The organism is Mannheimia sp. E30BD (assembly GCF_041807785.1).
GTDB lineage: Bacteria > Pseudomonadota > Gammaproteobacteria > Enterobacterales > Pasteurellaceae > Mannheimia.
On the sequence record NZ_JBGTYX010000006.1, the window covers coordinates 118,853 to 134,942 of the forward strand.

Genomic DNA, 16,090 nt, shown 5'->3' on the forward strand with positions numbered 1-16,090 from the left:
GATTACCATTAAAATGTTAGGGCAGGCACAGGACCTGCCCCTACGAATTAATCACGCTTTTTACTGAGTAACCACCAAACGATTACTAGACAGAGCAAACTCGGAATTAATGCTCCAACAGGCACAGGTAGCCAAGTGGCAATGAGGCTTAAATTCCCAAATACAATATTTGCAACATAGAACATAAAGCCAGCCACAATACCAATTACGATCTTCGCCCCCATTGTGCTGCTTCTAAGCGGGCCGAAAATAAAGGAGATCGCAAGCAGCATCATCACCGCCATTGAGATAGGCTGGAAGACCTTACGCCAGAAGGTAATTTCAAAGCGTTTCGGATCTTGCCCTGTATCTTTTAGGAAGCCGACATAATCTGCCAAACCTGAAATCGAAAGAGATTCCGGCTTAAGTGAAACAATGCCTAATTTGCTTGGTGTTAAGCTGGTTTGCCATACTTGATCCGGCTGTTTACCTTGTTGGATTTGGTTTTCACCCACTTCTGATTTTTCTACTTTAGAGAGTATCCAACCTTTTTCAGCATTATATTTGGCTGAACCTGCTCGTAACACCGATTTCAATTCACGTTTATTGTCGCCTTCGCCAAATTCGTAAATTAAGACGTTACTCAGGCTTTTTTCATTATTGATGCGGTTAATATAGATAAAAGAGCTACCATCTTTCGCCCAAAAACCATCTTTTGTGGCAAGCATTGAACCGCCACTTTGTGCAACAGAACGCATATTACGGGCAAATTGTTCGGTTTGTGGCACGCCCCATTCGCCAATAATCATCGTAAAAATCACCAATGGCAATGCGGTTTTCATCACGGCTAAGCCAATACGAAAACGAGAAAACCCTGAAGATTGCATTACCACTAATTCACTTCGGCTAGCAAGATTACCCAAACCTAAAAGTGAACCTAATAGTGCTGCTATTGGGAAAAAAGTTTCAATATCTCTGGGAATGGTTAAAAAGGTATAGTAAGCGGCTTTTAAACCATCATAAGAACCACGCCCGACATCACGAAACTCTTCGACAAACTTGATGATTGCCCCTAATCCGACCAACAAAAACAGGGTGAGGAAAATAGCTGATAAAATCGTTTTGCCGATGTAGCGTTCTAAAATATTCATTGAGAGAAATTTCATTATGCTACCGCCTTATTAGTGATTTTTTTAGCGCCGAACTGATAGCGTAATTTCGACATCAATTTACCATTCCACATATTTAATACGATACCTAGAATTAAAAAGGCAACTGACACCAACGGCATTAAAATTTCTGCATTGAGCTTGCCCGAACCACCCGATGATTTTAACGAGCTTTGCAGTAAGAAATAGATTAAATAAAGCAGTAACGCAGGCAGTAATTTTGCAAAACGTCCTTGACGAGGGTTTACGCTACTCATCGGCACTGCCAATAATGCCATTAACGGCACAGCTAAAATTAGCGCTAAACGCCAATGTAATTCGGCCTTAGCTTCTGGGGAATCACTTTCCATTAAGGTTTTAAAGTCTGCACGTTGAACTAATTTTTCGCTTGATTCTACATCTTGATAGCCTAAATAAGCAGAATAATTTTCAAAATGAGAAATACGGAAATCGGGGCTTTGTGGTGTGCCTTCAAAACGCTTGCTCTCTGCCAAGGTTAAGACTTGATCGCCATTTGGCAAACCTTGTAGCGTGCCGGATTCAGCAACCACCACAGAAGGTTTGTTTTTCTTCTGCTGTTCCGGCTGGAAAACGTAAATATCATTTAGGCTGTTATTTTCAATTTTATCAATAAATAATACATAGCCACCGGCAGACATAAATTGCCCTGCTGAAAGAGCCGCAAAACGTGGGTTAGCTTTCGCTTCCGCTAACATTTCACTCTGTTTATTAATTGCCCACGGCGTAAGCCAAAATACGTTATATACAGCTAATGCAGTAGTAAAAATAGAGAGAAACATTGCCGCTTTTACCAGTAAACCCTGCCCGATTCCACAAGCACGCATTACGGTAATTTCACTTTCCGCATAAAAACGCCCTAATGTTAATAATAGCGCAATAAAAAGGGATAACGGCAGCATAAGCTGTGCCATTGTCGGCATACCTAAACCTAATAAGCTCACCACTAAATCTGCCGGCACTTTACCACTCACAGCGGAGCTTAAAACACGCACTAATTGCTGACAAAAAAAGATCAGCAATAAGATAAACAATATTGCTAATTGGCTTTTAAATATCTCTTTGGTTAAATATCGGCTTAAAATCACAATTTTTTCTCTACATCTAAAACTAAAAAACAACATTCAAAGCGGTCATTTTTCTGAAATCTTTTACAATGCTTAACTTGCATACGAATGCGTAATGATACCTTTTTTAATCCCAAAAATCATCTATAGAACAATCGTGCACTGCTTAACCGTACATAAAGTTCATTATTTATTTTTTAGGTGAAGTTACTTTATATGCCTCAAGAATTAATTTTTTCCCCTGCTCATTTACTACTTCAATCTTAGATGGAGCATCTGATTTTTGGTGGAGAATTGCAATAATATTTTCCCCTTGTGCTAACGCTTCAAAATTCCCTTTTACCGTTAATTTTTCTGCTTCTACTTGGCTATCAAAAATCAAGAAAGTTCCTAATGGTGTTACTCTAATGTTTTTCAAGCCTAAGTCTTCTTTAGTAATAGTTTTATATTGAGGAGATTTTTTATTCTTTGCTGCAGCAATACTCTCTTTATTTGTCGCAATACTAAAAATATTTTGCACTTTAGCTACAGAATCGGTTTGGGTATGCTCTATTATTCCCTGCTCTTTATCAAAAATAATATCTCCAACAAATTGCTCTTTTTGTGGGAGATCTTTTAATAATGGCTCAACACCTTTCGCAGAAATCACCATAAATAAACGTTCGCCTATTTTTTCAAAACGAATATCCGTATCGGAAAGCTGTTTTCTAATTTGTTCATTAATACTTTTAATAGAGGTTTCAGCACTATTTTGAATTGAAACTTCGCGACTTATATCAACATCATAAGCAATAAAGCCCACTTTCAAGCGTTGCGAAAGTTGTTGAAGTAGATTTCCCACATCTCCTTCATAAGAAAGGCGTAATTTAGCTTGCTCATAGCGGCTAATTTGAGCATCATCGTTGGCTAATGTAGATGTATGAATAAATAATCCAGCCATAGCTGCAATCAATGCTTTACTTAATAACCGCATTTTTATCTCCAATAATCTCTAAATCTCAATATTTCTTTCTAGTATAAAGTAAGCAAACTAAAAGAAAAACCAGTAAAATTATCTATTTGACCAAAAAATTGGCTGATATTTCAATATAAAGCGTAAATTTTTGAAAATTTTATTTATACTACGCATTTATTTATTATTGAACACTCTAGCGAAACTTAAACAGTAAATGGGGGAAGATAATGGAATTTAGCGTTAAAAACGGCAGTGTTGAGAAACAGAGAACTGCTTGTTTGGTGGTGGGGGTTTATGAACCTCGCAGACTTTGTACTGCTGCAGAACAATTAGATAAATTAAGTAATGGTTATATTAGCTCGCTCCTCAGACGTGGTGATTTAGAAGGTAAAGCAGGGCAAACTTTATTATTACACAATGTACCCAATGTGCCTGCTGATCGTGTCTTGCTGGTTGGCTGCGGCAAAGAGCGTGAATTAACCGAGCGTCAATACAAACAGATTATCCAAAAAACTGTACAAACGATTAATGACACAGGCTCAATGGAAATTGTCTGTTTCTTAACTGAATTACACGTTAAAGGCAGATCCGCTTATTGGAATGTTCGTTTTGCAGTAGAAGCAATTCAAGAGAATCAATATGCTTATACCGATTTCAAAAGCATTAAACCTGAAGTTCGCCGTGAATTACGCCGTGTTGTGTTTAATGTTGCAAACCGCAAAGATTTAGCGGAAGCTGAACGTGCATTAGAGCACGGAAAAGCGATTTCCTTTGGCGTAAATTGTGCGAAAAATGTAGCAAATTGTCCACCAAATGTGTGTAATCCAAAATATTTATCCGAATTAGCACAAAAATTGGCAGAGCATTACGAGTCAATTTCAACCACTGTTGTTGATGAAAAACAGATGGCAGAGCTAGGTATGAATACTTATTTAGCGGTTTCTCGTGGCTCTGAAAATGAAGCCTTCCTTTCCGTAATTGAATATAAAGGTAGCCCGAATCCTGATGCTAAACCTATTGTGTTAGTGGGTAAAGGCTTAACCTTTGACTCAGGTGGTTTATCCATCAAACCAGCAGAAGCAATGGATGAAATGAAATACGATATGTGCGGAGCGGCGAGCGTTTACGGCACAATGAAAGCTGTTGCTGAAATGAAATTACCGCTTAATGTTATCGGCGTTTTAGCAGGCTGTGAAAATGCGGTTGATGGCAAATCTTACCGCCCGGGCGATATTCTTACTACAATGTCGGGCTTAACCGTTGAGGTTTTAAATACCGATGCGGAAGGGCGTTTAGTGCTGTGTGATACACTTACTTATGTTGAGCGTTTTAACCCAGAATTAGTGATTGATATTGCGACTCTTACAGGGGCTTGTATGGTTGCGTTAGGTAATCACAACAGCGGTTTAATGTCGCTATCTAACAGTTTAGCTAACGAGCTATTAACGGCAGCAGAGCAAGCAGACGACAAAGCGTGGCGTTTACCGTTAGGGGAAGAATATCAAGAGCAACTTAAATCTAACTTTGCTGATCTTGCCAATATCGGCGGGCGTTTAGGTGGAGCTATTACTGCAGGGCAGTTCTTATCAAACTTCACTAAAAAATACACTTGGGCCCATTTAGATATTGCCGGCACAGCTTGGAAATCAGGTGTGGCGAAAGGTGCAACAGGTCGTCCAGTCAATCTTTTAACCCAATTCTTAATTAATAAAGCAGAAAGTTAATAACACAAGTGGTTAAATTTCAGTAAAGACTTGCAAAATTCTCCGAAAATTTAACCGCTTGTTGTTTTATTTTCTCACTAAAGCTAACACATCAGCGAATAGCTTTTTAAATAGCGGTGGAACACTATGTTCGCCTCTATTTCTCATCTCATTGGCTAGTGCGATGGCTAGATCGGGCTTAGAGCTTTTTTGAATAGCTCGCTTGATAATATATGAAATCGGGTATTTTTCCTGAGAACGCCAATTTGCAAGGCGAACAAATACATTTCGTAAACCTGCCTTATAGAAGAAATGTTCAATGTCTTTTTGCGGTAATACCGTTAAGCGTTGAGCGAAATCTTCATCTAAACTTTTAACGGTTTCGGCATAGCGTTTGCCTGCATCATCGCCATCAGTTAGCACATACCATTCAACCCCCATTGCTCTAGCGTATTTAATAAGAGGGCGTAAACCACATTGAGCAAATTCAACAATTTTGATTCCTTCCATTTCTAAATTGATCTCTAACACTTTTGCCAGCTCTTCTAAAATCCAAACTTCAGTTTCTCCTTCTACTAAGATCCAAGCTTTCGCAAATAGGGCTAATCCTCTGTTATGATGGATATGGAAGGTCAATTTACGCAGATCTTCTTTACCGACACTGTGCCGCTCTAACCAGTAGGCTTGAGTGTGATCCTCATAACGCACTAAACGGCAAATTTCTCGTAACGGCGCTTGTGAAAGCAATTCAATGGAATTAGTTGTAGTAATGCGTTGGCTTGGTAGAAAACTGAGCAGTTCCCAGAAAATTGCCACCATTCTAGGGTGTAAAAAAGCATTAAAATCTTCAAATAAGATGATCGGTTTTTCAATCACTGCTGCTTTGGGATTAAACAAGAAAAGATCCGAAACATGTTGTTGAACTTGCTCTACCAACTCTTCATTTTGCTTTAAACGCAGACAGAGCGATTTCACTTTTTCCCACCATAATGTAGTATCTTGCATACTATTTTTCATTAGGTGGCGGCTTTGGCTGGTTAGGAAATAGTATTTCAGTAGGGAAGAAAGAGCATTTAATTCACGCTGAAAATCGGTGTCGGGCTGGTTATAGCCATTGAGTAATAGCTCATTATGCACTCGCTTGTTTAGCCGTGCATCACGCAAGCGGTAAACAGGGTGATGATAAATAAACTGCTCAATCCATTTTTCTGATTGCTCAATTTGAATGGGCGTTAAGTCTTGAGAGACAAACTGATATTCGGTGCTAATCTGCTCGGCTAACAATTTTCCTGTTACTTTTAAGGAAATGCACCGCTTGTTCTCCACATAAAATGAGCAGAGCAACAACGCTGGGGGAAGTTGGAGCAGCGAGCCATCATCAGCAGTTTCTTCACAAAAAGTAAAAATAAGCGTGATGTCTCGCACTTGGCTTGGCATATCGGTATATTGAATATGGAAATCTTTAAACTGGAACTGATACAACTTATGTTCTAAGTTAAAGATAAGGCTTAAGGCATCAATCAGGCTAGATTTCCCCCACGCATTTTCACCAATTAGCACCATATTTGGGCGTAATTGTAGCGATAAATGATTAATGCCTCGAAAACCACTGATTTCAATATGCTTTAGATACATACCTCCCCCTTATTGCTATTACTTTTTTACAATTTCATAGCAAGGTTGATACGCTTCTCCCGTTGGGATTTTCATACGGTGCTGAACCACAAAACTTTCGAGCAATCTATCCATATGATCCATTAATTTGCGGTCGCCTCGTAACTTAAACACACCGTATTGTTCGATCAAATCTGAGGTTTCAGGCTTAATATTACCTGCCACAATGCCTGAAAATGCTCGTCTTAAATTCGCAGCTAACTGTTCTTTTGGCTGCTCTAGGCTTAAATTCAGATTTGCCATACTTTCGTGGGTTGGAATAAATGGCGTAATAAAATCTTCCTCAATTTTTAATGACCAGTTGAAGTTATAAGCATCGCCACTTTCATAACGGCTGTTTTTTACCTCAACCATCGCTTGCTTTACCTTACGAGCTACCAGCACTGGATCATCAATAATAATTTCATACAGGCTGCGAGCTTCTTCGCCTAAAGTATCGCCAATAAATTTATCAATAGCGTAGAAATAATCAGCCGACTCTTTTGGAGCAGTTAAAATTAACGGTAATTTTTGAGCATTATTGGCTGGGTTTAATTTAATACCGATAATATAAAGCAGCTCTTCTAATGTACCCGGCCCGCCCGGAAACACAACAATGGCGTGTCCTAAGCGAACAAAGGCTTCTAAGCGTTTTTCAATATCTGGCATAATGACCAATTCATTCACAATTGGATTTGGCGGTTCAGAAGCAATAATTGATGGCTCAGTAATGCCAATAAAACGCCCATTTTTATAACGCTGATTGGCGTGCCCAATCGTAACTCCTTTCATTGGAGCTTCCATTACACCCGCTCCACAACCTGTTACAATATTCAACTCACGCAAGCCAAACTCTTGCCCAACCGCTCGGCAATATTGGTATTCAATGTCATTAATCGAATGACCGCCCCAACAGACCACTAAATTCGGATCAGTGTTCATCTCTATTGCTTTCGCATTACGCAGAATCGAAAACACAATATTTGTGGTAAGCGTTTCTACGGACGTATTTTCAAGCGGTGGTATTGCATTTTTTAGTGCATTTACAAACACAATATCCCTTAATACCGCAAACAGATGGTACTGGATATTTAAAATCATCTTACCATCAACAAAAGCTGTCGGCGGAGGATTATGAAGCTCAAGCGATACGCCTTTCTCTCGGGTTAATAATCGGATTTCAAAATCAGGATATTGATTTAACAACGCACGGCTATCATCGGTATGCACACCAGAATTAAGCACCGCCAACGAACAGTTACGATAAATTTGATATAAATTCCCTTGTGCATTTTGGGCTAATAGCTGCATTTCCAAATGGGAAAGCTGCTCCATACTGCCTTTTGGGTTAATTCTGTGTACTGCCATACTCTCTCCTTTTTTATTTGTAAGAAATTCCATAAAACCGTTGTAGGGGCGGGTCCTATGCCCGCCCGTAACCAATCGTAATATTCGGGCGGGCACAGGACCCGCCCCTACGAATAATTTTTGTACTGGCTACATAATCTTGATCATTTGAAAAAAATTCTCTTTTTTATTCACAATCCTTTTAAGGATTGTTCACGGCTTCGCCGCCGTTGGCAAGCCAACGTTTAAAAAGCTCTGCTTTTTTTGACCGCTTGTTACTTCAATAGTTTATCAATCACTCGGCTTACCGCAAAAAAACCAAAGGTNTTTTAAGGATTGTTCACGGCTTCGCCGCCGTTGGCAAGCCAACGTTTAAAAAGCTCTGCTTTTTTTGACCGCTTGTTACTTCAATAGTTTATCAATCACTCGGCTTACCGCAAAAAAACCAAAGGTTGCCGTTACCATTGTAACCGCCCCAAAACCATTCGCACAGTTCATTGTGGCAGAAACTTCGCAGCCCTCTCCCATTTTCGGAAAAATTAATGGTTGAGTAGAAAACACACAATCTATACCAAACTTGCGTTTTGGATTTTGGCTAAAATTGTACTCCTTACGCAGTAGCGAACGGACTTTTGAAGCAAGCGGATCTTGAATAGTTTTACTCAAATCGGTAATTTGAATTTGGGTAGGATCGGTCTGCCCACCTGCTCCACCTGTAGTAATCAGCTTAATTTTATTACGCTTGCAATACGCAATTAAAGCCGCTTTGGTTTTAACCGAATCTATCGCATCAATCACATAATCATAACCACGATTAAGATAATCAGGAATATTCTCGGTCGTGATGAAATTATCAACAATCTCCACCACACATTCGGGGTTAATTCGCTCAACACGCTCTTTCATCGCCTCTGTTTTGAGCTGAGCTACCGTGCCGCTCATTGCGTGGATCTGACGATTGATATTGGTTACACAAATATCGTCCATATCAATCATCGTAATCTTGCCAATGCCCGAACGAGCCAACGCCTCTACCGCCCAAGAGCCAACACCACCAATCCCAATTACACAAATATGCGAGCGGCGAAGTTTCTCCAAGCCCTCAGGCGTATAAAGCCGCCCAATTCCACCAAAACGTTGTTCGTAGTTATCAATTCGTTCCATTTTGCAAAATTTTCCGTAAAAATGACCGCTTACACATTCCCATTTTTAATATTTTCCAACATTTCCCACCGCTCAAAGGCTTGCTCTAATGCGGCTTCGGTGTCTGCTAGCTTTTGTAATTTCTCATTAGTGTAAACCTGATCTTTTGAGAAGAAATCCGCACTATTGACTTCCGCTTGCAGGGCATCCATTTCCGCTTCTAAGGCTTCCATTTTTGCAGGTAACTCTTCCAATTCACGCTGATCTTTGTAAGAGAGCTTAACCTTTTTCGCTTCTGCTTTTGGCTTTTCTTGCTTAGTTTCTTCTACAAGCGGTTGTTTTTTCTCAATTTTTTGCGAATTGGCAGCTAAGGTTGCGTGGTAATTCTCCTGCTGTTGTTTCGCATCAAAATAACCGCCGATGTATTTATTCAATACGCCATTGCCTTCAAAGAAATAGCACTCTTCCACCGTATTATCAATAAATTGACGGTCGTGGCTCACAATCAGCAACGTGCCTTGATAATCTGTCAACATCTCTTCCAATAATTCTAAGGTTTCCACATCTAAATCATTGGTCGGTTCGTCCAGAATTAATAAGTTATTGGGTTTTAGCAACAGTTTTGCCAATAATAAACGGTTACGCTCCCCACCCGATAAGGCTTTAACAGGGGTCATCGCTCGTTTTGGTGGGAACAAGAAATCTTGCAGATAACCTAAAATGTGGCGTTTTACCCCGTTTACTTCCACATCTTGCTTGCCGTCTGCCACGTTATCCATTACTGTTTTTTCTAAATCCAATTCGGCACGATATTGGTCGAAATAGGCAACTTCTAATTTTGTGCCGCAACGGATTGAGCCTGAAGTCGGTTGCAATTCACCCAGTAATAATTTGATAAATGTGGTCTTACCACAGCCATTCGGGCCAACCAATGCAATTTTATCGCCACGCTGAATAGTTGCAGTGAAGTTTTTGAGTAAGGTTTTACCCTCAATTTCATAGCCAGCATTTTCTAACTCAAACACAATTTTGCCGCTGCGTGCCGTGTTATCGATCTGAATTTTCGCTGAACCTTGCACTTCACGACGGTTACGGCGTTCTTCTCTCAGCGCTTTTAACGCACGCACACGCCCTTCGTTACGAGTGCGGCGAGCCTTAATGCCTTGACGAATCCACACTTCTTCTTGGGCTAGTTTTTTATCAAACAGCTCATTTTGCAAGGCTTCCACACGCAGATCTTCCGCTTTCTCTTCCAAATATTTATCGTAATTGCTTGGGTAAGAAACGAGTTTTCCACGATCTAAATCGACAATACGAGTCGCCATTTTGCGGATAAACGAACGGTCGTGAGAAATAAAAATGATTGAGCCTTTGAAATCAAGCAATAAATTCTCAAGCCAAGTGATTGCTTCCACGTCTAAATGGTTGGTTGGCTCATCTAACAACAAAATATCAGGATCTGCCACCAACGCACGAGCCAGTGCCGCACGGCGAACCCAACCGCCCGAGAGTTCACATAAACGCTTTTCAGGATCTAGTTCCAACAATTTCAGCGTATCTTGAATACGATTTTCAAACTGCCAACCATTATTGTGTTCAAGTTGAGCCTGAACTGCCGATAATTTCACTAACAATTCATCGCTATAATCTGTCAGCATTTGTTGTGAAATGTGGTGATATTGCTTTAAAAGATCGCTTAAATGCGCGATCCCTTCCGCTACATAATCAAACGCCGTTTCTTGAATATGACGAGGTGGATCTTGCTCTAAACGAGTAACGACAATATCTTTTTCAAAAATTAGCTTGCCATCATCAAGCTGAATTTCGCCCGCAAGCACCTTCATCAAGGTTGATTTGCCTGCCCCATTTCTCCCCACCAAACAAACTCGCTCGTTTGGCTCAATGTGTAATTCAGTATGATCTAATAAAGGGTGATCGCCAAAGCCTAGATAGGCGTTGGATAAGTTGAGTAATGCCATAATCTTCTCAGCTAGAAAAAATGAAGTTGATTCTAACAGATTCCAAGCAAAAATTTGATATAAAAAAATAGTAAAACAAGCGGTCATTTTTCTCCGTTCTTTTGCAACTTGCAAAATATTATGAAAAAACAACCGCTTGTATTTTCAATAGCTTCACACGCTTTTTGCTAATGTTTGGCTAATCCATTCGTTCAAACTTAAATTTTCTGCCGTTGCTGCCATAACGGCTGCTTTATGTAGTTCTGGCGATAGGCGAATGTTAAACTTGCCAGAATACTGTTTAAATGGCTCAATATTTTTCTTTTCACACATTTCGAGAAAAACGTTTAGGCTGATTTCGCCTTCTTTCTTAAGTTGGGCAACATTATCTGCATAGAAATCTGCTCCACCATTTAAGCCAATAAATTCGCCTCTAAATAATTCGGTTTCAGGATCGTATGCAATCACAGCTTTATAGCCATTAATTTCCATAATATTACGCATAAGGAATGACTCCGTTTTCAGATAACCATTTTTTGATACTTGCTATCGCACCTTTATTGGTATCGGGGTTTGGGTGCGGTCTGTGAAAAACTCTGATTTGTTCAAATAATACAACTGCAATTCGGCTGCCTTCTCGTTCTTCAATCTCAGCTCCTAATTCAAGAAATAGAGCTTCAATATCTCTCCACTTAATATTGGCTGAAATGGGCTGTATATAAATTTGACGTAACGTTTTCTGAGATTTTCGTTTTAGATGAATTAATACCATAATTTAGTACCATTTAAAAGTAAAACCTCTGATACTGTACTAAATTTGAAAGAAAGCGGGGAAAGTAAAACTGGATTTTTCGACACAGATCGCAAAAATAGGTGTTGAAAATAGCAAGCGGTCGAATTTCCCTAATTTTTTGCATAATTGCAAAATTCTCTGAAAATTCGACCGCTTGTGTTGTTAAGATTATTCTTCGGTTGATGTTTCTACATTTTCGGCATTTTCTATTGCCTCAATGTTTTCGTTTTCATCTTCTTCAGGTTCGCACACTCGCTCTAGGCTGACGACGTGTTCGTCTTCTGCGGTGCGGATAATGCGAACGCCTTGCGTGTTTCGTCCGACTAGGCTGACTTCTGCAACCCTTGTCCGAACAAGCGTGCCGGCATCGGTAATCAACATAATTTGGTCGGTTTCCTCAACTTGAACAGCCGCTACTACTTTACCGTTTCGCTCGTTCACTTTGATTGAAACCACCCCTTTGGTTGCACGGGATTTCACCGGATATTCGCTAATCACCGTTCGTTTACCATAGCCGTTTTGGGTTACAGTCAGAATATCGCCTTCAGTGCGAGGAATCACTAACGAAACCACACGGTCTTTATCAAGGCTGACGCTGGAGGAATCTTCTGCCTCTTCATTGTCAATTTCAATAATTTCGGCTTCTTCAATTTCTTCGCTTGAAATTTCGGTGGTAGAAAGTTTAATGCCTCGTACGCCGGTGGCGGTACGTCCCATCGCACGAACCGCTGTTTCAGCAAAGCGAACCACTCTTCCTTGTGCCGAGAAGAGCATAATTTCGCTCTCGCCATCGGTAATATCTACACCGATTAACTCATCGCCTTCGCGAAGTTTTAACGCAATCAGACCGCTTGCACGCACGTTGCTAAAGGCATCAAGAGAGACTTTTTTCACCACACCGCTTGCAGTTGCCATAAAGATAAATTTATCGGCACTAAATTCGCCATTTGGAATTGGGAGAATTGCAGTAATACGCTCGTTTTCTTCTTTCACAAGCGGTAGAATATTGACAATCGGCGTGCCTCTTGCTCCTCGGCTGGCTTGTGGTAATTGGTACACTTTTAATTGATATAAACGCCCACGACTTGAGAAACAAAGGATCGTATCGTGCGTGTTCGCCACTAACAGTTTTTCAATGAAGTCATCTTCTTTCATCTTAGTAGCAGACTTACCTTTACCGCCACGACGCTGTGCTTCGTAGTCTGAAAGCGGTTGATATTTCACATAGCCTGCGTGTGAAAGGGTTACTACAACATCTTCTTGTGCAATTAAATCTTCAATGTTGATGTCGCCAGAGGCTGCAGTAATTTCAGTACGGCGTTCATCGTTGAAATCAGCTTTCACACGTTCTAACTCTTCACGAATCACTTCCATCAAGCGTTCTGGGCTGGTTAAAATGTGGATTAATTCGCCAATTTCCGTTAGGAGTTCTTTATACTCTTCAACAATTTTCTCGTGCTCTAAGCCTGTTAAACGGTGTAAGCGTAATTCTAAGATTGCACGAGCCTGTGCTTCAGATAGGTAGTATTCGCCATCACGCACGCCTAAGTGTTCAGGTAAATCTTCTGGGCGAGAGGCTCCCACACCTGCTGCTTCTAGCATTGGGGCAACATTGCCTAATGCCCACGGGCGAGCGAGTAAGCCTTCACGGGCTTCTTCTGCCGTTTTTGAGGCACGGATTAATTCGATAACAGGGTCGATATTTGCTAATGCAATCGCCAAGCCTTCTAAAATATGGGCTCGCTCACGGGCTTTGCGTAATTCAAAAATGGTACGACGTGTTACCACTTCACGGCGGTGTTTCACGAAGGCTTCGATGATTTGGCGGAGGTTCAACACTTTTGGCTGACCGTTATCTAACGCCACCATATTGATACCGAAAGTAACCTGCATTTGAGTGAGTGAATATAAGTGATTTAGTACCACCTCGCCCACTGCATCACGTTTTACTTCAATAACAATCGAAATCCCTTTTTTGTCGGAATAGTCATCAATTTTGCTAATGCCCTCAATTTTCTTCTCTTTAACCAATTCCGCAATTTTTTCGATTAATTTTGCTTTATTGACTTGGTAAGGCAGCTCGGTAACGACAATTTGCTCACGCCCTTTGTCTGTGGTTTCAACGCTCGCTTTTGCACGCACATAAACCTTACCACGCCCTGTGCGGTAAGCATCATCAATCCCCTTACGGCCGTTGATAATCGCCCCTGTTGGGAAATCTGGGCCGGGAATATAACGCATTAGCTCTTCAACGCTAATCTCTTCATTTTCAATATACGCCAAGCAGCCGTCTAACACTTCGCCTAAGTTATGTGGCGGAATATTGGTTGCCATACCGACTGCAATCCCCGATGAGCCGTTTACTAACAAGGCTGGAATTTTGGTTGGCAACACATCAGGAATCATCTCCTTGCCATCATAGTTTGGCGAGAAATCTACTGTTTCTTTATCTAAATCGGTTAATAATTCCTGCGTGATTTTCTGCATACGCACTTCGGTATAACGCATTGCCGCTGGAGCATCGCCATCAATAGAACCGAAGTTACCTTGACCGTTCACTAACATATAACGAAGCGAGAACGGCTGAGCCATACGCACAATGGTGTCATACACCGCAGAGTCGCCGTGCGGGTGGTATTTACCGATTACATCCCCCACCACACGGGCTGATTTAACGTGCGGTTTGTTATAGGTGTTGCTGTTTTGCTCCATTGAGAAAAGTACACGGCGGTGTACCGGCTTTAAACCGTCACGCACATCAGGTAATGCACGCCCTACGATAACCGACATCGCATAATCAAGGTAAGAGGTTTTTAACTCGTCCTCAATACTTACGGGAATAATATCTTTGGCTAATTCGCTCATTGAAATTTCCTAATTTGATAGTAAAGAATTGCCTAAATGCAGGCGAAAAATTAGCGAGATTATAGCATAAAAAGTGATAAAAAGGGCGTACAAGCGGTTATTTTCTTGCAGTAAATCGTGGATTTGCTGGCATTCTTAATGCAATTCTCTCTCGATTAACTGCCAGAGCAATGTCTGTTGGTTGATAATCAAGCCACAAACTTGGATCTTGAGGTAAATTTTCAGACCAAAAATATTGTACATTAAAGCCTCTTGCCAAGCACTCCTCGTGCAAAGCATCGTAACGCTTTTTCAAAAAACTGAGTTTATTGAAGAAAAAACGCACGTGCCCTTCGCCCAATTTATAATCTTCTGGCTGACCTTTTAAGCTAAATTTACCCTTAGCCACTGCATTAGGAATACGGGTTAATTCACGGTGTTCGGCAAGTAAATGTTGATCACACAATTCCGTAGGCGGAACAAGATTGATTCTTGTCATTTTAATTTTCCTTTTAGGTTAAATACGTTATAGTAACGCCTTAAATTTACCATAGGAATAACTTATGCAAAATGTCGATCAGCAAGAAATCACAAAATTTGAAAAAATGGCTCAAACTTGGTGGGATCCAAACGGCAGTTTCAAACCAATTCACCTGCTCAATCCACTGCGTTTAGCTTATATTTTGGAAAAATCGAACGGCTTATTTGGCAAAAAAGTGCTTGATGTTGGCTGTGGTGGCGGTATTTTAAGTGAAGCGATGGCAAAGCAAGGGGCAGTTGTTACAGGTATTGATATGACCTCTCAACCGCTTGAAATCGCAAAACAACACGCTAAAGAAAGTGGGTTAGAGATTGATTACCAGCAAACGACTATTGAAAATTTTTTAGAAAAAATGACCGCTTGCAATACAGAAAAATTTGATGTGATTACTTGTATGGAAATGCTGGAACACGTTCCCGATCCGCTCCCCATCATTCAAAGCTGCAAAACCTTGCTGAAACCTGATGGCGTGCTGTTTTTCTCTACTATTAATCGCACATTCAAAGCCTATATGCTGGTGATTATCGGGGCGGAATATGTACTCAAAATGTTGCCAAAAGGTACGCACGAATTTGAGAAATTTATCAAACCAGCTGAATTGTTGGCGTGGTGCGATCAAGCCGATCTTCGTTGCCAAGAGATGAAAGGCTACCATTTTAATCCATTAACCGAAAAATTTTGGCTGAATAATGATGTAAGTTGCAACTACATTGCCACTCTTAACATCAATAATTAACTTGCAAAATAGTGCGAAATCTTTACTATACCTCGCTTATTTCCATAACGGGCGGGCACAAGACCCGCCCCTTGTATATCTCAAATGAGTTAAACTAAGCAACACAACCCGTTATCGGCATCTCGTCTCGTCCCTTGAAAGCACTTCGTTGTGTAGCTTAGAGAGCCGATAACTTTCATCACAA

The 16,090-nt window shown here is 40.6% G+C and carries 13 protein-coding genes; 2 read left to right on the forward strand and 11 right to left on the reverse strand.

Annotated elements, in window-relative coordinates:
* Window positions 1-47: 47 nt before the first annotated feature.
* The 3 genes from lptG to ACERCG_RS05910 all read right to left on the reverse strand — a co-directional run bounded on the left by lptG (window position 48) and on the right by ACERCG_RS05910 (window position 3,206).
* Entirely contained in the window at window positions 48-1,145 is a 1,098-nt protein-coding gene (gene lptG, locus ACERCG_RS05900; protein ID WP_373611125.1) for an LPS export ABC transporter permease LptG, read from the reverse strand.
* A complete protein-coding gene (lptF, locus tag ACERCG_RS05905) occupies window positions 1,145-2,254 on the reverse strand; it encodes an LPS export ABC transporter permease LptF (protein ID WP_373611126.1) in 1,110 nt (369 codons plus the stop codon). Before lptF ends, lptG begins: the two co-directional genes overlap by 1 nt.
* Before the next feature lie 169 nt (window positions 2,255-2,423).
* A complete protein-coding gene (locus ACERCG_RS05910; RefSeq protein ID WP_373611138.1) occupies window positions 2,424-3,206 on the reverse strand; it encodes a hypothetical protein in 783 nt (260 codons plus the stop codon).
* 209 nt (window positions 3,207-3,415) lie between these two features.
* Here ACERCG_RS05910 and pepA point away from each other — a divergent pair, with 209 nt between their 5' ends.
* Entirely contained in the window at window positions 3,416-4,912 is a 1,497-nt protein-coding gene (pepA, locus tag ACERCG_RS05915) for a leucyl aminopeptidase (RefSeq protein WP_373611127.1), read from the forward strand.
* Between the two features lie 66 nt (window positions 4,913-4,978).
* Here pepA and ACERCG_RS05920 read toward each other — a convergent pair whose 3' ends face one another.
* From ACERCG_RS05920 to ACERCG_RS05955, 8 genes are all read right to left on the reverse strand, one after another.
* Window positions 4,979-6,526, reverse strand: coding sequence for a DUF2813 domain-containing protein (locus ACERCG_RS05920; RefSeq protein ID WP_373611128.1), 1,548 nt, complete (start codon window positions 6,524-6,526; stop codon window positions 4,979-4,981).
* A gap of 18 nt (window positions 6,527-6,544) precedes the next feature.
* The gene (gene ppnN, locus ACERCG_RS05925; protein ID WP_373611129.1) at window positions 6,545-7,912 is read right to left on the reverse strand and encodes a nucleotide 5'-monophosphate nucleosidase PpnN; all 1,368 of its coding nucleotides are present in this window, start codon (window positions 7,910-7,912) and stop codon (window positions 6,545-6,547) included.
* A gap of 381 nt (window positions 7,913-8,293) precedes the next feature.
* The gene (gene tcdA / locus ACERCG_RS05930) at window positions 8,294-9,055 is read right to left on the reverse strand and encodes a tRNA cyclic N6-threonylcarbamoyladenosine(37) synthase TcdA (protein ID WP_373611130.1); all 762 of its coding nucleotides are present in this window, start codon (window positions 9,053-9,055) and stop codon (window positions 8,294-8,296) included.
* A 29-nt stretch (window positions 9,056-9,084) separates the two neighbouring features.
* Complete coding sequence (locus ACERCG_RS05935) at window positions 9,085-11,013, reverse strand: ABC transporter ATP-binding protein (RefSeq protein ID WP_373611131.1); 1,929 nt, start codon at window positions 11,011-11,013, stop codon at window positions 9,085-9,087.
* A 153-nt stretch (window positions 11,014-11,166) separates the two neighbouring features.
* A complete protein-coding gene (locus tag ACERCG_RS05940; protein ID WP_025235602.1) occupies window positions 11,167-11,496 on the reverse strand; it encodes a type II toxin-antitoxin system HicB family antitoxin in 330 nt (109 codons plus the stop codon).
* Window positions 11,489-11,764, reverse strand: coding sequence for a type II toxin-antitoxin system HicA family toxin (locus tag ACERCG_RS05945; protein WP_373611132.1), 276 nt, complete (start codon window positions 11,762-11,764; stop codon window positions 11,489-11,491). Before ACERCG_RS05945 ends, ACERCG_RS05940 begins: the two co-directional genes overlap by 8 nt.
* Window positions 11,765-11,953: 189 nt before the next feature.
* A complete protein-coding gene (gene gyrA / locus ACERCG_RS05950) occupies window positions 11,954-14,650 on the reverse strand; it encodes a DNA topoisomerase (ATP-hydrolyzing) subunit A (RefSeq protein ID WP_373611133.1) in 2,697 nt (898 codons plus the stop codon).
* A 97-nt stretch (window positions 14,651-14,747) separates the two neighbouring features.
* On the reverse strand, window positions 14,748-15,128 hold the full coding sequence (locus tag ACERCG_RS05955; RefSeq protein WP_373611134.1) for a pyrimidine dimer DNA glycosylase/endonuclease V: 381 nt from the start codon (window positions 15,126-15,128) through the stop codon (window positions 14,748-14,750).
* A 64-nt stretch (window positions 15,129-15,192) separates the two neighbouring features.
* Here ACERCG_RS05955 and ubiG point away from each other — a divergent pair, with 64 nt between their 5' ends.
* On the forward strand, window positions 15,193-15,906 hold the full coding sequence (gene ubiG / locus ACERCG_RS05960; RefSeq protein WP_373611135.1) for a bifunctional 2-polyprenyl-6-hydroxyphenol methylase/3-demethylubiquinol 3-O-methyltransferase UbiG: 714 nt from the start codon (window positions 15,193-15,195) through the stop codon (window positions 15,904-15,906).
* The last annotated feature ends 184 nt before the right edge of the window (window positions 15,907-16,090 follow it).